The 22,737-nt window shown below is 54.7% G+C and carries 17 protein-coding genes; 6 read left to right on the plus strand and 11 right to left on the minus strand.

Going from position 1 to position 22,737, the window contains the following annotated elements; translation table 11 throughout:
• Window positions 1–10 precede the first annotated feature (10 nt).
• Window positions 11–682: a MotA/TolQ/ExbB proton channel family protein gene (locus ACZ1HV_RS03270; protein WP_298820704.1), complete on the plus strand. Its 672-nt coding sequence runs from the start codon at window positions 11–13 to the stop codon at window positions 680–682.
• On the opposite strand, the gene ACZ1HV_RS03275 is transcribed toward ACZ1HV_RS03270, so the two are convergent.
• From ACZ1HV_RS03275 to ACZ1HV_RS03325, 11 genes are all read right to left on the minus strand, one after another.
• Window positions 674–2,470 carry a hypothetical protein gene (locus ACZ1HV_RS03275; RefSeq protein WP_472717308.1) on the minus strand — a complete coding sequence of 599 codons (1,797 nt, stop codon included), beginning with the start codon at window positions 2,468–2,470 and terminating at the stop codon, window positions 674–676. The two genes, ACZ1HV_RS03270 and ACZ1HV_RS03275, sit on opposite strands and share 9 nt — an antisense overlap.
• Window positions 2,467–2,889 (minus strand): ExbD/TolR family protein, encoded by a 423-nt coding sequence (locus tag ACZ1HV_RS03280; RefSeq protein ID WP_298982028.1) that lies wholly within the window; start codon window positions 2,887–2,889, stop codon window positions 2,467–2,469. The genes ACZ1HV_RS03275 and ACZ1HV_RS03280 overlap by 4 nt, the downstream gene beginning before the upstream one ends.
• Window positions 2,890–2,919: 30 nt before the next feature.
• Entirely contained in the window at window positions 2,920–4,827 is a 1,908-nt protein-coding gene (locus ACZ1HV_RS03285; protein ID WP_472717309.1) for a serine/threonine-protein kinase, read from the minus strand.
• A gap of 13 nt (window positions 4,828–4,840) precedes the next feature.
• Entirely contained in the window at window positions 4,841–5,590 is a 750-nt protein-coding gene (locus tag ACZ1HV_RS03290) for a PP2C family protein-serine/threonine phosphatase (protein ID WP_472717310.1), read from the minus strand.
• Window positions 5,587–6,261 carry a type VI secretion system-associated protein TagF gene (gene tagF, locus ACZ1HV_RS03295; RefSeq protein ID WP_472717311.1) on the minus strand — a complete coding sequence of 225 codons (675 nt, stop codon included), beginning with the start codon at window positions 6,259–6,261 and terminating at the stop codon, window positions 5,587–5,589. The genes ACZ1HV_RS03290 and tagF overlap by 4 nt, the downstream gene beginning before the upstream one ends.
• Before the next feature lie 4 nt (window positions 6,262–6,265).
• On the minus strand, window positions 6,266–9,919 hold the full coding sequence (tssM, locus tag ACZ1HV_RS03300; RefSeq protein WP_298820717.1) for a type VI secretion system membrane subunit TssM: 3,654 nt from the start codon (window positions 9,917–9,919) through the stop codon (window positions 6,266–6,268).
• A gap of 33 nt (window positions 9,920–9,952) precedes the next feature.
• Window positions 9,953–11,560, minus strand: coding sequence for a type IVB secretion system protein IcmH/DotU (icmH, locus tag ACZ1HV_RS03305; RefSeq protein WP_298820719.1), 1,608 nt, complete (start codon window positions 11,558–11,560; stop codon window positions 9,953–9,955).
• Complete coding sequence (gene tssK / locus ACZ1HV_RS03310; protein ID WP_298820721.1) at window positions 11,560–12,894, minus strand: type VI secretion system baseplate subunit TssK; 1,335 nt, start codon at window positions 12,892–12,894, stop codon at window positions 11,560–11,562. Before tssK ends, icmH begins: the two co-directional genes overlap by 1 nt.
• 68 nt (window positions 12,895–12,962) lie before the next feature.
• On the minus strand, window positions 12,963–14,669 hold the full coding sequence (tagH, locus tag ACZ1HV_RS03315; protein ID WP_472717312.1) for a type VI secretion system-associated FHA domain protein TagH: 1,707 nt from the start codon (window positions 14,667–14,669) through the stop codon (window positions 12,963–12,965).
• A gap of 24 nt (window positions 14,670–14,693) precedes the next feature.
• On the minus strand, window positions 14,694–15,284 hold the full coding sequence (locus ACZ1HV_RS03320; RefSeq protein WP_472717313.1) for a DUF6931 family protein: 591 nt from the start codon (window positions 15,282–15,284) through the stop codon (window positions 14,694–14,696).
• Window positions 15,285–15,326: 42 nt separating this feature from the next.
• A complete protein-coding gene (locus ACZ1HV_RS03325; RefSeq protein WP_472717314.1) occupies window positions 15,327–17,120 on the minus strand; it encodes a type VI secretion system Vgr family protein in 1,794 nt (597 codons plus the stop codon).
• Between the two features lie 423 nt (window positions 17,121–17,543).
• Here ACZ1HV_RS03325 and ACZ1HV_RS03330 point away from each other — a divergent pair, with 423 nt between their 5' ends.
• The 5 genes from ACZ1HV_RS03330 to ACZ1HV_RS03350 all read left to right on the plus strand — a co-directional run bounded on the left by ACZ1HV_RS03330 (window position 17,544) and on the right by ACZ1HV_RS03350 (window position 22,646).
• Window positions 17,544–18,239, plus strand: a complete 696-nt coding sequence (locus ACZ1HV_RS03330; RefSeq protein WP_298820730.1) for an OmpA family protein — start codon at window positions 17,544–17,546, stop codon at window positions 18,237–18,239.
• Between the two features lie 78 nt (window positions 18,240–18,317).
• Window positions 18,318–19,601, plus strand: coding sequence for a type VI secretion system protein TssA (locus tag ACZ1HV_RS03335; protein WP_298820732.1), 1,284 nt, complete (start codon window positions 18,318–18,320; stop codon window positions 19,599–19,601).
• A gap of 273 nt (window positions 19,602–19,874) precedes the next feature.
• Window positions 19,875–20,429, plus strand: a complete 555-nt coding sequence (gene tssB, locus ACZ1HV_RS03340) for a type VI secretion system contractile sheath small subunit (RefSeq protein WP_298820734.1) — start codon at window positions 19,875–19,877, stop codon at window positions 20,427–20,429.
• Window positions 20,430–21,953, plus strand: a complete 1,524-nt coding sequence (tssC, locus tag ACZ1HV_RS03345; RefSeq protein WP_298820736.1) for a type VI secretion system contractile sheath large subunit — start codon at window positions 20,430–20,432, stop codon at window positions 21,951–21,953.
• Between the two features lie 207 nt (window positions 21,954–22,160).
• The gene (locus tag ACZ1HV_RS03350; RefSeq protein ID WP_298820738.1) at window positions 22,161–22,646 is read left to right on the plus strand and encodes an Hcp family type VI secretion system effector; all 486 of its coding nucleotides are present in this window, start codon (window positions 22,161–22,163) and stop codon (window positions 22,644–22,646) included.
• Window positions 22,647–22,737 lie beyond the last annotated feature (91 nt).

The raw sequence follows: 22,737 nt of genomic DNA on the forward strand, positions 1-22,737 counted from the left end.
CGACCATTTTATGGGTGATACATTTTCTTCTCTTTTTGAGCTGGGTGGACCGGTAGTCCTCATACTACTGGCCATTTCAATCGCTGCGCTCGCCGTAATTCTGGCAAAAGTGTTCCAGTTTTCCAACGCGCGCGTAGGACGTCACGGGATGGTTCGCCAGGCTGTGACCCAGTGGCGGTCAGGTGAGCGAAATACGGCAGCTCAAAACCTTATAAAGGATCGCTCGCTGTCAGCCGCCCTGGTGCGCAACGCGATGGATGCCATCCAGATGCTCGATCAGCAGCCACTCGCCTCACAAGAACGGGACATTCGCGAGGAACGCTTGCGGGAAGAGATATCGGCGCGTGCCGCGGACCGCCTTTTCGCACTGGCCAGCTGGTTGAAAGCGCTGGACTTGGTCACTCAGATTGCGCCGCTCCTGGGACTGTTCGGCACAGTTCTGGGCATGATCGATACCTTTCAAACGCTTCAGGAATCCGGGGCTGCGGCAAATCCGGCGACACTCGCCGGTGGGATATGGGTTGCCCTATTGACCACCGCTTGCGGGCTAGCGGTCGCCATACCAGTTTCCGTCGCGGTGACATGGTTCGAGACCCGGTTGGAAAAGGAACGGGCAGCTCTTGAAGTGCTTTTGACTGGCGTCTTTACCGCTGGCAGTTTTTCAACCGTTGCTTCAACGTAAAACCTTGAAGGCAGACAAGGAGTAAACCCCCGGCGCTTCAAGCACCTCGGCAATCCTGTTTGCGCCAAGTTTGCTGAAACGGCCAGGCTGCCGGTCTTTAGGTCGGTTCCAGATCGCCAGCAACAAGGCCGTTTCTTCATTGACCCTGGAGATCAACGTAACAGGAATGGCAAACCGCCAGCCACCAGCTGTTGCAGCGTTCGAAGCCGGCAGTATGAACTCTCGGCCGTCATGAATGCTCCCGGCGTCATCAATCAGGTAGATTTCTGGTGGTCCCTTGCCATTCAGTTCCAAGCCAGCAGTTTCGGCAGCTGCAATCCGCTCGATCGGCAAGTCGCGCTGAATCAGCCCGGAAACACTGGATCCGCTTTTGACGACGGTCCTTTCAAGTTCAACAAGCCCCGCCGCCTCAATACCTCGGGAAAATCCAATAGCATCCAGCAGAGCGCATTGGGGCCGTGTTACGAGCCGCAACTCGATATTGGCTTCATAACCCTGACTTGCCGCGAAACTCTTGTCGAAGACTGCAAATGGCGCGATGCCTGCGCCGAAGGCAGTTACCGACGCCGTGTCAGTACCTGCAGACATCACTGAAAGATGAGCGCACTCTCCAGCATCGTAATCAGCGACATAATTCGTGACCTTAGCCAGCGGATCGATACTGGCAAGTTCAACTGGCGGAACACTTGGTGTTGGATCTGAGGACTGCGGCGATGCGGATATTGCAGACTGCTGGGGTTCGGTTGGCGCAATTGCCGCAAGCTCCGTTTCGGAAGGACGAATGGCTGCGAATTGTTGTTCCGCCGGTCGTACTGTTTGAACTGAAGACGTAGGCGTCGCGACAGTGACCGAACTGGGAACAACAGTGCTGCTTGCTGCCCCTTCTTGGGCTGAAGACACTTGCGGTGACACAGCTTGCGTTGAAGGCGCTTCAGCTGAAGTGACGGCAATTGCTTCACTTTGAGAAGGAGTAACAGCCGTGACAGGTGCCGTTAACTCTACCGAAGGCCCGGTCCCGGTAGACACAACGACATCATCGTCCTCTGTCTCGACTGTATTCGCCGTCACAGGCGTAACAACGCCAGTCGGTGCGGCAACGGGCGCAGAATTGACAGTGGCTGCGTTTGCCCCCGAACTCACGGGTGACGGTACTAAGGCCGGTGTAACAACATCCGTTGCGGTAACAGGTGCAAGCGAGACCACGGTGCTTGTTGGGGACGTTGGTACCACAGCTTCGGTGACGGTCGAAGGAACTGTGGTTGCAACAACGTCAACACTGGGATCGATTTTTTCAATCGTTGTTGGTTTAGTCTGGGCGTCCGGCTGCGTAGCAGCTTCTGGTGCGATGCTTTCTTGAGCTTCAACAACAATCGTGTTGCTTGGGTCAACCGTGGCGATGGATACTGCGGATGAACTGGGTACTGACACTGCCAGCGTTTGAACCGGCTTGAGAGCTGCACTCTCAACAGGCTGTGAAATGATTGAAGGCGGCTGTTGAAGTACAGGTTGCGATATTTCCGTCGGTTGAACGACCGACACATTGTCAGCGGCGATCACGTCTTGCGGGGCTATTGTGACGCCTGAAATAGCCTCAAAATCCAGACCACCGCTTTCAAGCACAATTTCGGCTTCGGGCGGAACTGGCGGTTCCTGAACTTGCCAGGAAAAGTCCTCCAACCCAAACAGAACAATTGAAACATGTGCCGCCAGCGATGTGCCCAAAACGGCAGGCCAGATATAGCCCGGAATGCTCCATTGCCCATCCTGATTATAGAGGACCGTCGTCACGAGCCATCCGCCTCAATAGTGACAAGAGTAATCTTTCGAATTCCGCCTGCTTTCAGTTCTTCAGCAAGTGCGGTCAGATCGCCCATTTTGGTGCGTCGATCGATTTGCAGGGTCAATTTGTCGGATACGTCCACCCTGCTCTTCAAAAATTGAGCTAGCTCGTCCCCTTCCAGTTTGTTGCCGTCGAGCCAGATCTCCCCCGATTTATCGAGAGCAAGGCTGCCTTGTATGCTCCCGGTCCCTTCGTCATTTACGGTCTCGGCCCATTGAAAGTCATCAGGCAAAGGTGGGCGAAGTGTGCCGGCTACCAGCAAAAACAACAGCAAAAGAAAGACAACATTTATAAGCGCCAACGAAGAATCGGCTCTCCGCTGGGGGATCAGTTCCTGAAGATGTATCGGTTTTGTATAGCGCTTCACGACAGCTTCACACTCATCAGCGACAGTCCCTTACGGAACCACCTTGACCGTCGTTGCAGTTGCACGCAAGACCGCAACCTCCTGCATGAGGTTGTCAAAGAAGGCTGAGGCCTGTTTCTCGGATCGATTTGAAAGCGACTGCGCAACATCGGGCCCGACCATTGCAATCACCAGGCCGGTTTCTTCAACTGCGCTTTTCAAGCTCAAAGGAACAACAAACCCTGCCCCGCCATTGTCCGTCTGGAGGAATGGCGACAGGTTTACCACTTCGCCCTTGCTGCCGACATAGAGCAAACCGAGTTCCCCGGTCGCCGGATCATAGCCTGAAATTCGGCCTGCCATATTGCTTCCGTTCGGAATGACGGTGCGCTGCATGTCCAGATGAAGTTCTGTTTGGGCGTTGCCCTCAGGCGTGCCTCTGAGGAATGCCACGGCAGGGCACTGATCATCGCTGATCAAGTTAACCTGAATTTTGGCCTCAAATCCTTGGGACTGCGTGAAATCGCTGTCAAAAGCGATAAACGGCGGTGTCCGTGAGGCAAAACCTTCAATTTCTGCCGAGCGGCTCGCAATCTCGACTGGCTGGAGATACATGCAATCACCTGCCTGGTAACTGCTGACAAAGCTCCGAATTCTGTCTTCGGGTTTCAAAGTCTCTTGCGGCTGATCCTGTTGTGGCGTGATCGGAGGCGGTAATTTGTTGTCTGTTTCATTGCCATTCACCGAGGGGCGCAGGTCTTGTTTTTCAGGTATGGGAATGTCCGGAACCGTATTTTTTTCGTCATTTGTGGTTGGCGATGGATCCTCCACAGAGGTTTCGCCAGACGATCCATCATCTGGTGTCAGGTTTGTCGGCAAAGTTGGCGCTGCTGGCGCGTTGTCGCGAGGCGGAGCAACCAGAACCGGTTTTTGATCCTGATCGGGCACCGACTGCCCAACGATGAAATAGACACCGCCTGCTCCAAGTCCGGCAAAACCAAGCAGTGACAAAGCGACGAGAATACGCCGTCCCCAGTTCACTGGCGGTGCTTCGTGATCAAGTGCGGACTGTTCCGGCGGCGGAGCCGAAGTCCTTATCACCGTCTTGTCGGGCATCTGGCGGCCCATGGGCGCCCCCAGTGTCCAATCCGCGATCTCAGCCATGCTGGCAGGACGGTTTGCCGGGTCAGGCTGCAGCATGGCTTCAAGAAGCGGTCGGAAACGATTGTCGATGCCATCTAGCGACGGAACAATCCGGCGCTTCTCAACGATCTGCGCCTGCGTGCCTCCCATATCAATCTGCTTGCCCGTCAAGGCCTCGGCAATCACAAGACCGAGGGAATAAATATCGCTGCGTGCAGTGACCTTGCCGTCGAATATGCCAACTTGTTCCGGCGAGACGTAATTGACCTTTCCGGCGAAGCCATCGCCAATGATCGTTGGTCCTCCGGTATTGGCACGTGATATGCCGAAGTCGATAATCTTCGCCTGCCCGACATCACTGTTTTGCAAAATTATATTGTCGGGAGACAGATCGCGGTGAATGACTTCCTTGTCGTGAACTGCCTGCAGCGCTGATGCCAGCCGCTGGACAAGCCTGTAAACCGCTTCAGGTTCAAGTGGCCCGGACTCCAGGCGCGAGTGCAGCGAAGGACCGCTGACAAACTCCATGGCCAGATAATAAACGCCCAATGTCGGTTCTTTGGCGAAGACATAGTATTGCGTCAGAGCGTCGTGCTTGAGGTTCCGGAGGATTTTGGCTTCCCTCTTGAAGAGGTCGACAATCATTGTGTCCCGGGAAAAGCTTGCAAGCAGAACCTTGATCGCGACGGGGTCCCCGCTCTCCACGTCGCGTGCGCGATAAACCGTTCCGATACCGCCGTCGGCAATGTGCTCCTCAATCTCATAGAGATTGTTGAGACGCGTTCCTTGCGGCAGCAAATTGTCGGCCGGGTTCATCAGCAGCTGCTCCTCAAACCGCTACATTGCGGTCAAAATCCACGATTACGACGGTCACATTGTCGCTTCCGCCACCCTCAAGTGCGCCATTGATCAGGCTTCTAGCCGTCATGTCAGGTGCACCGTTCATCAACATTGTCTTGATCACCGCATCATCAAGATGACCGGTCAAGCCGTCGGAACAAAGCAGAAAACGGTCACCGGGTCTCAGATTTCCAGATACCAATTCCAGTTCCAGTTCAAGGCCGGACCCAATCGCACGCGTAATGACATGGCGCCGAGAAAAGTTTCGAGCCTCTTCTACGGTCAGAACATTCTGATCGACGAGCTCCTGAACCTCAGTATGATCTGTCGTCAGCTGCTCCAGCATTCCGTTTCGAAATCGATAGACCCGACTGTCACCCGCCCAAAGACAGGCAAATGCACCCGCATAGGTCAATAGAGCGACAATGGTCGTCCCCATCGCAGCACCGTCGGCTTTGGCTGAGGCCCGCTCTATTCTGTCCTTTGCAACAATCAACCGGCCTTCGAATTGTTCAAGAAGGTCCTCAGCGCTGCGCGGAAGCGTGATACTTGTGAGTGCTTCCTTCACCAGACCAGATGCCATGGCACCGCAATGCATGCCCCCGGCCCCGTCCATTACGGCGAAGACACCCTTCCCTTCATCAACCAGATAAGCGTCCTCGTTTTCCTCCCGCACCCGTCCTACATGTGTCTGTCCGACCGCGAAGCTTCTAAGGGCTCCTTGTGTTTTTTCGGTCATGTTCGATGATCCTCCGGATGATATCGCCCATGATTTTCCCCCGCCGCTTTTTCTTGCCCACTTTCAACCTTGTGCTGCTCCGGCAAAATGAGCCATCGGAATGCGCCTGCGTCCGGCAGTCCCCGACAGCTGAACTCAATGGGCCGGTCTCCGGCCTGACAGCGAAACTGCGACAACAGATGTTCTCCGGTGTCTGGCGCTGCATCGAGTGCAACCTGGTCCACCCCATGGAAAACGTTGTTCAGATCGACCGGTGCTTCAAGCTTCTTGACGCCAGATTGAAACGCTTCAAGAGTCGCCTCTTCTTCCAGGGTCTTTAGGAGAAGATCCTCGACTTTGTCATACCAATCGCTATTGGGAGATCCATTCAAACCGGTTCCGGCCGGGGCGACCACGGTAAGTGGAAACTCGCGCCCAACCTTGTCAATGCTCGGCATGAACGCGCCGGCAACGGCAATGCCCAGTTCTCTGCCTCCCTGAGCCGGCGTCAACCAGAACCGCCAGACCGGCATGGTCATATAGGCCTCCTCCCAGGCTTCTATTAAATCAAGCCGTGACTGCGCCAGCCCCTTCATCAGAAAGGGCTCCCACAGTCTCATGAAACCGGCAGGGCAGTTTGCGGTCACAAAGTCCGCCCTTGCTGCCAGTTTTCCAAAATACCCGGCCCCCATTCGCTTAGAAGCTCGTGGGGCAGCTGAAGTCTCCAACAGCAGACAAAAAGAAAGGATTGGGCTTGGAGCGCAGCGTCACCGTAAAGGCTACCTGGCGGCCACCGAGCGTTTTCCGAATGACAAACTTGTTCTGACCTGAACTGACCCGATTGGCCCTCACAAAGCGGTAAAACGCCCAATCCCCGTGGATTTCCTGCCGTGAGCGATACCCTGGCACTTCAGGCTGTATCACCAGAACAACTCTTGGCGTCGCCGTGTTGCTCGGCCAATCGAAGCTGGCTGGAAGCGGCTCAATATCTGCATTGAACCCTGGGCCGCGCGTAACCAGCACAAGGTTGCCATTTACCTCCAAACTGGCAGCATCAGCCTGTTGCGACAATGCCCTTGGAACAACCTGAAGACCAACTGAAGGGAATGCGTTGCCAGTCGGGAAGAAGGCCTGCTTGATGAGGTCTGCCCGTTCGAATTGGCGCAGCGTCGCATTGGAAAGCCGGTCTGCCTGCGAGACCTCCGGTTTCCAGTTCCATGGTCTCGAAGTGGTGTCTATCAGCGGTTTCAGGTTTTCGTCGAAAAACCGCTGCATAATGCCTGACGGTGAGAACAGCTTTGCAAATTCCGTCATCGGCACCTCGGAGCGGCCATTGGAGAACGGATAGTTTCTGCCAACGATCTGCCGACACTGTTCAACGACTTGCGACTTCAGTTTTTCATTCAGTTGGGTAATCGACGTTTCCTTGAACTCCTCATCAAATTCCTTGGCCGACTGCAGGATCAATTGATCAAACGGATTGGGGAAACGCGTGGCATTGCTCCGAAGCAGCGATGCCTGAATCTGGACATTTGAGTTTGCGGTTTCGCTTTGAAGCGGGTTGTTGGCAACGACCAGGAGATTGTCCAGAATATTTTTAAAATTCAGCAACAAGGCATCGATCTTGCGGCTGTTTTCACCTTCAACGAGCACGTGATAAGGTCGGAAATGATCTTCGATGGCCTTGCCCGGAATGATAGTCGGACCACTGTTGCCACCTGACCCGCCCACGGCATTTGCGATGCCGCCGGGGGCAAGGACCTTCAACCCTGCCTCAATTCCGATGCGCTTCAATCCGCCAGCCGCATCGAATACGTAACGCTGGAACACTTTTTGCGCCGCATCCGCTCCCGCATCCGCTGCGTTGCCGCTGGACACCGCATCTGCGAGAGATTGACTGGCTAGGTCCTGTGTCAGCGACGTTTCGTTTCGTATGCTTTCGAGGAGTTGGACGACAGGAGAGGTTGGCGCGGAGACTGCCTGCAATGTCGTATAAAGCGGCTTGTCAGCCCGCATTGACTTGAACTTAAGATTTCCTAGGGCTTCTTCCCAGGCTTCGATGAAGTCCTTGGTGTAGAGACCAAGAATTTCACTGGGAAGCGATTGATATTGGTCGGAGAAGGCATTCGCCTCACTGATGTCGCCAAAGACCCACTTGTCTCGTTCCAGTTCTTCCCGAATTCCGGCCAGGTTAGGCAACACGGAAAGATGAAAACCTGGGTAAGTGAAAAACTTGTCGACAGCGACGGTGTCCAAAGTGTCTCCGTTGACGGTTTCAAACACTGTCACCATGTCCGGTCCGCCGCGCTGCTCGGCAACCCAATTGTCGCTGGCCAGGCCTTTCGCACGTGACTTCAGCAACGCATAGCCGCGTTCAGCGAGGCTGACGCGCGCCAATTCACGTTGCACTTCGGCCACCAGCACACCGTCCAACTGGTCCGTCATGACGTTGCCACCGAAATCCAAATCCAACATCGCAGTGACGTGAGTGTTGAGTTCGTTGCGCAGCACTTCACCTTGCGGACCAGGGAAACTTTGCAGGAAGTCTGCGCGGAAGGAGTTTTTGATCTGGTCTTTGTCAATCTCAGGCGCATCGCCCGCAACCATCCGGTAAAGCTTGGTCAGATTATAAAGCTGATCAATGGCTTCACCGCCCGGAGCCGTTCGGTTGTCCAGGACATCGGTCATCTGTTCTTCAATTCGCAGCAACAGACGTGGCCGGAGCAGCCTTTCCAATCCGCTTCGATAGGATGTGATACCAGCAGCTTGCAGTCTCTCCCGCTGACTGAGACCGAACTTTTCCATCATCGGTGTCGGGTCATCCCGGGTGTCGTAGCCAGCCGGCAACCCTCTCAAGAGAGAAAGGATATAAGCTGTATCGCGCAGGCTATCATCGCGCACGATACGTTGATCGAGGACGCCCTCGCCTTCCGCCCGCACAGCTGCGACCGCCTTGGCAGTCTCATCTATAAGAGCCTTGTTGTTGAAATAGCTAATTGTCCAAATACTGCCGAGACCTAGAGTTGCCAGTACGATCACAGAATAAGCGGCAATCCTGGTAGCTGTTGCCCACCGCACCACTTGTCGATTGTGGGTAACCCAGCCAGCTTCACCGATGATAACCTTCGTCAGCAGGTCTCGCAGGAAATAACTTTTTCCCTGACCTGATAGAGCAGCCTGCTGATACGCAGTGCCAAACGCCTGACTCATTGAGCCAATCACGCGGTCGATTGCCGTGCCGGTCTGGGTGCCAGATGTAAAATAGAAGCCTCGCAGGACGGCGTTCGGATAATACCGGCTCGGCTCGAAAATGGCATTGAGGAAGCCTGTGATGCGGTCCTTGAGCGCGGCCACCTGAGTCGGAAAGCCATAGAGCATCAGGCGGGCACGCGGGTCGGGTTCTTCCTGCAGGCGATCCGCCATTTCCTCGTTCAAACGCTCGATCAGAAGATCGAATTCCGCCGGCGTTTCGGCGACCATGTTCTTGTTCTTTTCGCGCGTCTGGAACGTTGCGCCCCAGACAAGTGAGCGCCTGCTTTCCGGGTAAGAGCCAAAGAACTCCATGAAACCGGCAACGGTATCGGCTTTTGTGAAAATCACATAGACCGGAAAGTCGATTTTCAGCGTCTTGTAAAGCTCGATCAGACGGGTTCTGATGGCGTCCGTGTGAAGTTTGAGCTCCGCTTCGGACAGCGTCATCAGGTCTTCCAGACTGATCGACACCATCACGCCATTGACCGGTTGCCGCGGGCGCGCCTTCCGCAGGATCTTCAAGAAGCCCAACCAGGCATCCCGATCATGCTCTTCGTCGGAATCCTGTGTTGTGTATCGTCCTGCGGTATCAATCAGAACCGCATTTTCAGCGAACCACCAGTCGCAGTAGCGTGTTCCCCCCAGTCCTTCGAGCTTTTGCGCTTCGCCCTTGCCGCGAGAGTTGGCGAATTTCAAGCCGGAATGCATCAAGGCAGTGGTTTTGCCTGAGCCGGGCGGTCCGATCATCAAGTACCAGGGCAAGTCGTAAAGGTAGGTGCGCGTGTTACCACTGGCAGACTTAAGCGTCTTGAGGGCATCCTTCATGCGTTCAGACATGATCTGAATGTCTTCGTCGCTCGCCTTGGGTTGAAGGATTTCCTGCTCAAGTGCGCGATTGGCCGCAACACGTTTGTAGATCCGGTAAACCTGCCAGCCACCGATTGTCAGCAATATGATCGAGGCTAGGAGCAGTCGTACCCACAGTGGTTCGAAGGGGCGAACACCTGCAATTGCCAAAAACGGGCCGCCAAACCAGATCAGGGCGATCAAGGCAAGAATGCCTATAAAAATTGCCGTAATACCGAGCCAGAATTTCATTTATACAGCCTTGTTATTCGGTTGCCCCGGAGACTAATTGTTGATCACCAGACCTTTGGTCGGCGGTTTCAGGAAAACTTCCACCCTGCGGTTGAGAGCCTTGCCGTCACGGCTTGTGTTGGGCGCAATCGGTTCATCTGCGCCCCGCCCTTCCACTGCCACCCTGTCGGGCTGCTGCAAAATGGATTGCATGACTGCAGCAACGGATTTGGCCCGCTCCACCGAAAGGTGCCAATTTGTCGGAAATCTCGGATTGTTCCGGATCGGATCGCTGTCCGTGTGCCCGACAACGAGAATCTCACCATCGACACCATCTAGCGTCTGACTGACCTGCTCGACCAACAGCTGAAACTCGGGTCGTAACGTGGCCGCCGCCACGTCAAACTGAGCACGCATGCGCAACATGATCGCTGGACCCGCTTGCTGAATTTCGACGCCCTCCAAACCGGCCAATTGTTCCGAGACCGTGTCTATGGTCGAATCTGCCGGTGGCTCCGGTGCAGGCGGTGGCTTCGGTTGATAGCCCTCGCGGGCGAGTTCAACAGGTCCTGTTGGGTAGAGCGCCGTTGCGCGACTTGCGATCACTTCGCTGCCGCTTGCCAACAGCAGCATGAGCGTCACATATCCTCCAAGCAGCAACGCGCCGGCAACAGCTGCAACCGACCAGATCGGGATGGAAAAACCCGTGCGCCTTTGAAGCAGTTCAAGCCCACGCCAATGTGGAGACAGGTCGTCACCAGGTCGTGGTCTCACACGCCGCAATATTTCATGCAGATCCCGGCGTTCACGCTCAAGGCCCTGCTGACCGCCCTGGATTGCCCGATACTTTCCGTAAAAACCGAGGGACAAGCATGAATGCATGACCTCAAGAACGCCAAAGTTTCGGCCCGGGTCCTGCTTTGCCTTTTCCAAAAGCTGGAAGAATTCGACACCACCGGTGGCCTGACCGAAAAACTGGGTCAGCATGGAATACTGCGTCCATTGATGCCGGCCGGCAGAGGGTAGGTTTTGGACAATGTCGTCGGATGTCGCACACAAGGCGTAGGCTGCGGACTGGATCTGATCGTCCGTTATGCCGGCGTTTCTGAGGTCCTTCTCGAACGTCTTGATGGAATTGTAGACATCGCGCATCAATGCATCGAACTGGGCGTCCGTCATAGTCAGATGCAAGCGTCCCAGCAACAAAAGCAGCGGGGCTGCAGCCCTTGAAATCGGGTTGCGGTTCGCAACACGGATCTCATTGATGTCGGGAGTGTGTTCTAACTGGACGGCTCCGGGCGCCGGCGTTCCAGCCGGCGGGGGAGCCGGTTGTTGCGGCGGCACCGGATGCTGAGGTTGTTGGGGTGGAGGTGTCCGGATGTCCGGAGCCTGTTGTTGCCCGTATTCATAGCCGGTTGGTGTCGGTGCATAGGGATCTGGCCCGGAACCTGGACCTCCCTGCCAAGGATCAGGAGCGCCGCCCGGACGCGCTTGTGGCGGCGCCTGCGGCGGCACCTGGCCTGGAGGCGCTTGTGGTGGCTGGCCCGGCTGCCCGGGTGGGCTACCTTGCTGTGTCTCACTCCATCGTCCCCCGGGATTGGGCCGGACGATGGTTTTTCCCTTTCGTTTGGAAACGCCAAAGGGATCGTCGTTATCCGCCATCAACGGCCCTCCCGAATGGCATAGAATTCAAGCTGCAAATCCGGCCAGTTGCCCGAGAATTGCAGACCGATTGCCGAATCCTGGCTGAACTCACGCCAAAGTGGCGTCGTCTTATCGAGCCTGAAATAGACGCGATCCGTCAACGCCCGGATCTGTGCAGGTGGAACCGGCATGTGAATTAGCGGAATGCCCGGCAAGTTGGAATAAACAATCTGCCGCATCTGGCCGAAGGGGCCTACCTTGAACAGTTTCGGAAACTCGCTCTGGATCTCGGTGAGCGGACGACGGGCAGCCACTTCGATGACAAAACTCGCCTGCGAGAACAGGTTTCGATCGACGATCGTCGACTTGAAGGCGTTCGGAGCCAATTGTTCCAGAGGAAGCCTGATCGCACGGCGATCGTAACCTGCCGACAGGAACGCCTGGATATCAGACAACACCGGTTTGAAGATTTCATGCAGCTTGTCGTGGTCGTAAACGGGATAGTTGCGGGCTCGGCGCTCCTCCGTCGCGAAGGTTGCGAGTTCGCCAGCAATCTGGAGGAACTCCGCATAAAGCCGCTCCGGATGGATATAGGCCGACTTACGCAGATGCATCAGCATCGGATGGATCCTGTTCAGCATCTGCAAGGTCAGATAGTCGAAATTCTGCAATCCGCCACCAGCTGACGTATCCGCTGCATAACGAGCGAGTTCGCTCAATTTACGCTCAACCCAACCAATCACGGAATCGATCCACCCCGTAACCGCGGGATGCACATGACAAGCCAGTACGGGCGGCGCAAATGTGCCGTCGGTTATGACGATACGATCCTTGATCTCCGTGATCCGTGCAACCGGCAGGCAGACATGTCCTGGATGGGGAGTTGATCTGATCGAATACATCAACCTTGGATGCGCAACATCTATCTCTTCCTCCTGCCGGATAGCAGATGTGGAATCGATGATAGTCTCGCGGCCCTGGATGTAGCGCGTGGCGGCATCGTCACGGCCACTTGCAACTTCAACCGCATTGACTGTTGTCTCAGGAATTCCGAGCCAGACGATCTGTCCCGCCGCATCTTCCGGGACGTCTATCGCCGGTGGCGGTGTTCCGTCTGCTGGAAAGTTGAAAACCGTACCATCGGGGAATATCCCGCGTCCGTATCGAAGAGCAAAGCGGCATTGCTGCCCGACATCCTGGTCAATTTCGATCTCCGAGAAACCCCAGGGATAAGGGGACGCCAGCCGAACCCGTTCATCAAGCAGATGCTCCCCGTAACGGTCGCTCTGCTGAAGGTGGTGCGGCCGCAAAAACAAGCCTTCGGTCCATGCAACCTTGCTATACCACGACATTAAGGCTCTGCTCCCTTAACTCTTTCAGCGCTCATACTCATTGAACGCAAAGCAAAAAATCAATTCAATCACAGTCCGGAATTTTGTTCCGGATCTTCACTTGTCAGTTCTTCATAGCTCTCAGTGAAATACTGGGTGAACACACCGACCAAACCATCGTCGTAAGCACCGGACAAAGAGGTCCAGCGCTCCTGCATGCGCTCCCAGAGTTTCACCTTTTGATTTCCAAAAGTACTTTTGGCCACCTGACCTTCAGCTTCGATGGCCTTGGGCGAAAGCGTTTCATCAAATCTTGCCGCGGCCTTTTGCATCGCGGCGTAGGTCCAAACATGATGCTTCTGAATGTCCTTGAACGCGGCAGTCATCGCGCGGTCCATCGGCAAATACCCGTTCTCCTCAGCGCCTTGAGACAGCATTGTCTGCAGCGCCATCTGAGGTGTCGGCGAAAACTTCAACGCGTTGTTGCCGCTCCGACTGATCAGGGTTCGATTGGCATTGCGCGTCATGGCTTTGACCTGACTGCGTGCTTGCAGCAGCCCCATCAGGTCGCTCGTAATGCCTTGCATGATGACACCGAGCTCTCGGGCAAATGCTTCCTGGTCCCTGCCCTGCAGAGCGTCTTCAGGAATGCCAGCCCCTTCTGCGAAGGCCTTGATAAAATTGACCGAAACTTCGGGTGCTGCGCGCAGCGCAGATTTGTCAACAATCGGCTCTGAAACAGTTTCCTCCGGCTGCTCTGCCGGGGCAACCGGCATATCAGCCTTCGGTGGATCTGGAATTGTTTCGGGCGCTGTTTCTTCTGCGCTGGCGGCTTTTTCAACGATTTGCGCAGCCGCCCAATCCGGAGCTTCTGGAAAAGGTGCGTCCGTTTGGGGTTCAGGCTGTGGCGGAGGTGGCGCCTGAGGCGTTTCTACTTCAGCATCAGATCGCCCGAGATCTGGCATGTTGAAAAGCGGTTTTTCGCCTTCAGCTCCAGCTTCTCCGTCGCTCAGAGCTGGAAAGGGCGAACTGCCGAGATCCGATTGTGGCGCATCCTGCTGCGGAAAGGCGGGAGTGGCGGCGGCCATTTCCGGTCGGTTCAAATGCGGTTGATCGGCCAGGTGATCCATAGGATCGGCAAGTGCAGGCCGCACCTGCTCTGGTTCGGGCGCTCTTGCGTGTGGATCATAGAGAGATGGGTCGGCGCTTCCCCAGCCGTGCCCCTGTCGGCTCCAAACGTCATCGGCCGGTGTGCCTATGCCTGGCGCGGAAGACGGCGGAGCGTGTCGTCCCTCCATACCAGCCGGGCTGGACGCCCACGGGCCACCTTGTTGCTCGACCGGATAAGGCGCATGCTGGTGGGCCGGCGGGGCCGATGGCCAGGCCGGATCCGGCATTGCAGGTGCTGCGGGCTGTGGAGCTTGCCATTGTGGTGGGGCCGGATTTGGTGAAACACTCGCCATGCTTCCATGGCTCTCATCAACATCAAGCGACACAACAATGATGTAGTCGCCAATCATTACTTTGTCGCCAGGGCGCAGGACGTGTTCCTTGTCCATGCGGTTTGGACTGCCGTTCAAGAACGTACCGTTGGTTGACACATCGTAAAGAACATATTGTCCGCCCTCATATCGTACTTCACAATGTCTTCCGGAGATGACGCGTTGAGGATCGGGCAAGCTCCAATCAAGATGTTCGTGTCGGCCGATATCGAAACCGCGGTCCGCGCAGCTATAGGATACCTGCCCCCCGGTTTCCAGCCGATCAACATTCTCAATCTGCAGCGTGATACGCATGCCCACCGGACCTTCCAATATAATTTACAATGCTGCCGGTTCACGCAGGCTGACTGCTGGCATCGCCCCGCCCTCGGCAAACGACAGTCCCGCAGAAATGCAGGTATCGAGAGCATTATCGCGATTCGACGGCTCGACGAATCCCATAGCGATCATGATGCCAGCATTCACCGCCTTGGCCGTCAGATCAGCCGGCATATCAACCCGGTGATCGGGATTTGGCGACAGTGATCCACCGGACCATCCAGCGGCCATTCCGATCCATACTGCGGCACTGTCAGGCTTTGCAGCTTCCGCAGCTGCTTGGACCGCCGATCGGGCTTCTTCGTCGCCTTCACGAACCCAGTGTTCACATAGCTCCAATATGTGCCTGTCGGCGTCAGTCTTGACCGCACCGAGGCCTGAAACGCATTTCATTCCCCACCAGACGGACTCTCGTTTCGGCAAAGTATGCGCAAAATAGCAGATTGACGTGAGCGGGCTTTCGCTTTCCTGCAATGCTCGCACATAGTCCTGCGGCGCGACATCCGATGTTGGTTCGACAACATTATCGGACAATCCAGGATAAGTTTCAAATACCTGCTTGGCTTTCGTGAAGCGGATACGAGATCCCATCAGCCCAACTCCGTTTCTTTTCCCGTTGTGCGTTCAATGGCATTAATTGATCAGAACAAGTCCACCTATCAGCGTCAAGAATGCGCTTCCGGTGACCGTGGTCAAAGTGCCTTTGGCGTTCAACATCGCATCGGCCTCGATATTGATCATCGGAGACTTGATGTTGATCATTGCCGGGGTCATCGTGATCTTGCTCGCACCGACTTCAAACTCGATCATCATTCCGGCTTTTGCCTTCCAGACCATACCGATCTCTTCGGTCGTGTTCATGCCGACCTTTTCGGTTCTGTTGACATCGATCTTGGTGTCACGGCAGTTTTTGACGTGAAGAGTTTCGTTGTTCTCAATGACGGTATTCATGTCTTTTTGCGCATGAATTCCGATCTCTTCCTGTCCTTTGGAATCATCGAGCACAAACTCGTTGTAGCCGCCTCCGCCCATTGTCGAGTCTGACTTGATGCCGGCCTTGTTCTTTTCGCCAGGCAAGGAATACGGGGGCATGTTGTCGGCGTTATAGACGGTGCCGATTACGATCGGCTGGTCTGGATCGCCTTCCAGGAACTGCACGATCACTTCCTGGTCTACACGCGGGATATAGATGCCACCCCAGTTCTTTCCGGACCAGACCTGCGCCACGCGCACGCGTCTTGACTGTGTCTTATCTCGATCCCAATGAAACTCGACCATGATCTGACCGTACTCGTCGACATCGATTTCGCCCTGACCCACGACCTTGGCAGTTTGCGGTCCGGGAATACGCGGCTTCGGAGTAACAGCCGGAGTTCGGAAAGGAATATCTGTCGACAGCACATCATAGGTGCCCGTATAGGCTTCACCCTGAGAGCCGCCGCCGCCCGAACGGTACTGTTCTGTAATGATCTGGTGACTGGCCCTGATAACCAGGTATTCGCGGTTCTGCGGGCCGTGTGGATGATCCTGCAAAGTGAACAATCCGCCTGCGAAGAGGCGGGGAACCTCCCCAGCTGTTTCAATACGCTTGTCTGCAGCTTGCTCGGCTTCCAGGCGAATGTTGCTGAAGGTGCCGCCTTTGTCCTTCTCGGTATATCGACCAGGATAATCATAGCTTTCAAGCGACCCAGCTCTATAGGAAGACCCCGCGTCGCGATCTGCTTCGAGCGAGGCGCTCGGTTTTTCAAAATCATAGTCGTTCACCGCGAATTTGCCGGTGCGAAAGCGACGGCTCGGAACCCAATGGTAAAGGTGTTCCTTGTCTCGTTGACTGTCACCACCAAGCGGAATGAACGGAATACTGCTGTCACCTGTGATCGGGCTGTATGACGATTTCGCGTCAGCCAGGATCATGGTGTGTTTGCCATCCTCATGTTCAAAGAAATAGGAAATGCCAAACTCTTCCATCAGTCGGCAGCAGAAATCGTAGTCCGATTCCCGGTACTGTACGCAGTAGTGGATCGGGTCGTAGCTTTCGGTCAGATTCTTTCGGTGATCTGCGAAATCGTGCTCACCAAGCACTTCTGAAATGATGTCAGGTGCTGATTTATCCTTGAAAATCCGGCAGTTGGCATTTTTTGTCAAAAGCCAGAACCAGGGACGCAACGTCAGCCTGTAGCGATAATATGAGTCGCGGTGACCAAGCCATTTGGCATCGGTCAGAAGTCCGTCAAAGTGGCGCGTGTCGCCATTGTTGGTGACCACCTTGACGGTCATATGCGTGGCAATGGCTTTGTCGAAATCCAGATCTTCCTCCTGGCTGACCACTTCCAGGCGGATCACAAAATCATCGCTCAGGCCCTCGTCGCACTCAACGGTAACAACGGAAAGCTCGTCTTGACCGAAGACCGATTTCAATTCGGCCATTCGATTCGCTTGTTTTAGTTGTCCCTGGGCCACGAAGTTCTCCTTCGAAATACAGAAGTTCCTGACTAAGGCAGCAGTAGAGCCACCGTTCGTCAGATAATTATGGCGTTTCGGCCGAAAATAATGTGCTCAACAACACAATTGTTGCAAATACAAAAAACAGCGCCCCGCGTTCCCAAACGTTTTAGACTGGCTTACCCAATTGTCTACTAACTTAGGCGAGGCTCATCACTGTTATTTATCCGGCTCAATACGCTTAGATTTCACCTCTGCTCTTGATAAATCACGATAAAAAGACATACTGACATCAAACCGCACTTTAGTGACTTTCGCCACACTCATATTCTTTAAGTTAAGGCACGATGCCATTCGAAGCCCATTTTGAAATTGTGTTCGAACACTCCACAAGGGAGGATTGAAATCGTGACCCAGAAATCTAATCAATCGCTGAACCACGCGCTTCTGAGCGGTGGCTTGAGACATTCTTTATGTGCAGGTGTGCTCGCACTTGCCTTAATCCCTCTGCCGGGCGGCATCCAACCCGCCGTCGCTCAGGACGCGACTTATTCGGCAGAGGAAGTCAGCAAACACTTCAAGCAGCTGAAAACCCGCTCCTTGAAACCGACCGGTGCTACGCGCGCGTTGTGTATCGGCACCCGTGATGAATGCAATCCGAATGCTTCCAGTGAAGGTGGCGGTCAGGTTGCGGTGTCACCTGAAGGATCCGGCGAAACAGATGCGGCAGAGACGCTGGTCGTTGATCCGGAAACACAGGCAATCGATGACGCGTTCAATCTGCTTGTCTCCTTTGAATACGCTTCAGCGCGTCTCAGCAACGCTGCCAAGGCCAACTTGCGCGAGTTTGCCAAGGGCATAAATGTTGCGGATCTGGAAGGTGCAAAGTTTGTTATCGAAGGCCACACCGACGGCATAGGCTCCATATCCTACAATCAACGGCTCTCTGAAGATCGGGCTCAGGCTGTCACGCAATTCCTGATTTCGCTCGGCGTAAGCCAGAATCGCCTGAAGACAGTGGCTTATGGCGAATCGCGCCCGAAGGTTGCCGATATCAACGACCCGGCCAACCGTCGTGTAGAGAGCAAGCTCGTTCTCGAATAAAAACTTGCAGAATAGCTTTTTCCGGCCGGCGCAACATCCGGCCGGACCAAAACAAAAAGTCTGGGCCGGGAAGCGCACATGAATTTTGATCCGGAAGTCTACGGCACCGAAGTATCACCCGGCGCCGGCTGTGGACCCGACCTTTACGATACAGAGCCGGCCTTTGCTGCGCTCATGGATTCCTGCGAAGAAATGCTCCCTGAACGGTTCAGCGAATTCGACCGTTCAGAAATTGACTTCACCGATCTCTTCAAACAGATGGATGGCTTTCTGAAGCAATCCCGTGATCTGCGCCTGTTGGTGATGATGGGCCAACTGGGCCTGCTCAACGGGCAACTTCACGTTTTTGCAAATGCAGTGCGGATCATCCGAAAACTGGTTGAGAACCATTGGACGCAAGTCAACCCTGACGATGCGGACTTCGATCACATGGAACGCCTTGGAGCTCTTGAAGCCCTCAACAATCGGCCAACCGTGATACTTCCTCTTGAAGCCGCTCCGCTTTTGAAAACGCGTCGCAGCGGACCGATCAGCTATCGCGCCATTCAGATTGCTTTGGGCGAAGAGACAGCAAGAGCGGACGAACACACAATTTCTCTCGGCGCAATCGACGCCGCACTTACATCCGGAGAGCTGGAACAGGATGTCATTGACGAAGTTCTGACTGACCTGGCTGAATTGCCGGACGATCTTCAAGGCATTGCGGACGCTTGCACGGAGAAGCTGAAGGAAAGCGAAGCAAAGGCCAGTCCTCCGGCTTATGAAAAGCTGATCACACTCATTCGCGACATAGGTCGGGAGTTGAATGTCCGCCTCGGAAAAATTTCTCCTGAAGATGCGGCGAGCGAGGATGCGCAGGAAGCTGACGGCCAGGAAGCCGTCCAGGATCCGGTTTCCTCCGGACCTGCCGACATTAAGAACGCAGCTCAGGCAAAATTGATATTGGATGCGGTGGAAGAGTATTTTGCAGCGCGTGAGCCGTCCCACCCTGCCCTTTTTCTCGTCCGGGAAGCGCGTGGGCTCGTCGGCAAATCCTATCTTGACGCGCTGAAGATCCTGATGCCCCGCCGATTTGACGAGGTTTCTCTTATTCTTGGTACAAGCGGGCTGCAGTTGTCTAACGATCGGTTGATCGATCTGAATGACGGGAGCGACCATGAGCTGGGTGATATCGAGGACTTTTCCGTTCTGGTCATTGAAAACAGGAACGACGCAATGAAGGGCATTGCCGCGGTCAAGGGATATTATACGTCTCACGAACCGACGAGCCCGATCCCATTGTTGTTGGACGAAGCGCAGAATATGAGCGCGGGATCCTTTGCCGGATTGCTAAACCTGTTCCTGCGGCCGGAAGACGATTGACGGAAACGCGAATCGTTTCGGCGCAACTACCCCTGCGTTTTCAGCTTCTTCCTTGACTCAACAGCTCAACAGGTCCTCAATATTTGAAAGAAAACTTGTAAACCGGCGATCATGTGACTGTGATCACTTCCTGAACCCGGCAATCGAAGTACATAAGGATCAACAAGACACAACGCAGACCCAAACAACGAATCAATAAGAAGACGCCCTGCGTTAGTATTTGACTAGATTTGGCCAAGGACTATTCGGTCAGAAACGTGAAAGGCAAGTACAATGGCAAAGAGTAGCGGGCAAAGCTTTATTAAGCGCAATAGACCTCCCCGGGTCCATATTTTTTACGAAGATCCCTTTGATGCTGAAGAGAAAGTGGAACTTCCTTTCGTAATGGGCGTTATGGCTGACCTGTCTGGCGATAACCCAGGTGTCGAAAAACCGGATATCGATGATCGCAAACTTCTCGACATCGACATGGATAACTTCACCAAGCGCATGGAAGCCATCGAACCAGGAACGTCCTTCACCGTGAAAGACAAATTGTCAGGTGAAGAAAATTCCAAGATGAGCGTTCAACTCCGCTTCAAGAGCATGGACGATTTTACACCGGGCAAAGTTGCCGAACAGGTTCCGGCGCTCAACAAGCTTCTGGAAGCGCGTCGCAGTCTTGCAGCGCTGCGTACCATGATGGATGGACGTGTTCAGGCCATCTCTCAGCTGGAAGAACTGACACGGGACCCGGCACTTATGCAGGCCCTTGCTCAGAAAATCGAAGCCGACAAGGCAATGTCGACAGACGGTGCAGACAAAGGCGACGATACGGAGGAGGCGTAAATGAGCAACACTGATACTAGCGCCCAAACAAGCGGCGCAGCGGCGGGCGAAGTCGCGGGTGAAAAAAGTCCCGAAGAATTTGCCTCTATCTTGAAGCAGAATTTTCGCATCAAGAACGAGAATGATACCGCCAACGAACTCGTCGACAATGCAATGTCGACCTTCCTTTCGGAGGCACTTACCGACCAGGCGCTTATCAAGGATGATGTCTATGACACCATCGATGAGATGATCGCCAAGCTGGACGAGAAGCTGACGGAACAGGTGAATGAAATCATTCACGCACCTGAATTCCAGACGCTTGAGAGTGCCTGGCGTGGGCTTGACTATCTCGTTCACCAGTCCGAGACGGATGCGACGCTGAAACTGCAGTTCCTGAACATCTCTAAAAGGGAACTGGCAGGTGTCTTCAAGAGTTACCGCGGCGCCAAGTGGGACCAGAGCCCGCTGTTCAAGCAGATCTATGAGGCTGAGTTCGGTCAGCTTGGCGGTCAACCCTATGGATGCCTTGTCGGTGACTACGAGTTCTCCTACGAGCCCCAGGACATCACCATATTGCGCGGCATGGCAAAAATTGCATCGGCGGCTCACGCGCCGTTCCTTGCAGCAGCCAATCCGCAACTGATGCAAATGGACGACTGGACTGAACTTCCGGCAAAACGGGATCTTTCGAAGATCTTTGACACGGAGATCCACGCACAATGGCGGACATTGCGGGAATCGGAAGATGCCCGGTATCTGGGCCTGACCATGCCTCGCGTCCTGGCGCGGCAGCCTTATGGAGCCAAGTCAGACCCTGTTGAAGAATTCGCATTCGAGGAAGAGTTCGGTGAAGACACACACCAGAATTACGCCTGGATGAACTCGGCCTATGCGATGGCAGTCAATGTCAACCGTGCCTACAAGGAATACGGCTGGACCGTTCGTATTCGCGGCGTGGAAAGCGGCGGCCTTGTGGAAGACCTTCCAACACACGTCTTTGAGACCGATGACGGTGGTGTCGACCAGAAATGCCCGGCTGAAGTTGCGATTTCCGATCGCCGTGAACACGAGATTTCCCGTTTGGGACTGATCCCGCTGATCCACCGCAAGAACACGGACCAGGCCGCCTTCCTGGGTGCACAGTCCGTATTCAAGCCGCGTCAGTTCTCGGGTCCGGACGGCAAGGATGCAACCGCATCGGACAATCTGTCTGCGCGTCTGCCCTACATGTTTGCGACCACGCGTTTTGCCCATTACCTCAAAGTTATGGTGCGCAACAAGATCGGTTCGACCAAGGAAGCAGCTCAGCTGCAGCGTTGGCTGAACGACTGGATCATGGATTATGTCGATGGTGATCCGGACAATTCGACCGAGGAAACCAAAGCGCGCAAACCGCTGAGGGAAGCCAAGGTCACTATCGTCGCCGACGAGGAAAACCCGGGCTACTACAGAGCTCAGTTCTTCCTGCGTCCACACTATCAGCTGGAAGGCATGGACATTGGCATGAGCCTGGCGTCCCGCATTCCACAAGACGCGAGCTGATTGACAAGAATTGCCGGAAGGGCGTTGGCCCGTTCTTCCGGCAGGCATCCCAATCGGATGCAACCCGGTTTCACCGGGTGGAGGTGCAAACGAGACGCGAACGCGCCTAGGGGTTTGGACCGTATGGTCCGAGGTAGTTGTCAAGATTAGTAGACGCAATGCCAGGCATTTTTTTCTGGCCGTCAACAACCAAGAGGATCTTTTAAAATGGCTGTCGATTTTTTTCTGAAACTTGATGGAATCAATGGTGAATCTCAGGACAAGTCCCACAAGGACGAAATTGATGTTCTGTCCTGGTCCTGGGGTGCTTCCCAGTCCGGTACCACGCATATGGGTGGTGGCTCCGGCTCAGGTAAAGCTTTCTTCCAGGATCTGAGTATTACCAAATATGTCGACAAATCGACACCGGTACTGCTTCAGCATGTGTCCACCGGCAAGCACATTGCCAAGGGTACGATGTACGTCCGCAAAGCGGCCGGCGATAACCCGCTGGAATACATCAAGCTGGAAATGAAGGACATCATCGTCACCAACGTCTCGACAGGTGGCAGTGGTTCCGACGACCGGATTACGGAAAGCGCGACGCTCAACTTTGGTGAATACAAATTCATCTACACCGAGCAGAAAGCTGATGGCTCCAAGGGCGCTGCTCCAGAGTTTGCATGGGACATCGCTGCAAACGAAAAGAAGTAAGGCATTTCGCCGAACCGGCTGCCGCCCTTCTGGTGCGGCAGCCGGTCCTTTTTTGCCGCGATGTGACAATCGTTTCCATTCCAACAGCGCG

The organism is Roseibium sp. JB4-4 (genome assembly GCF_055693425.1).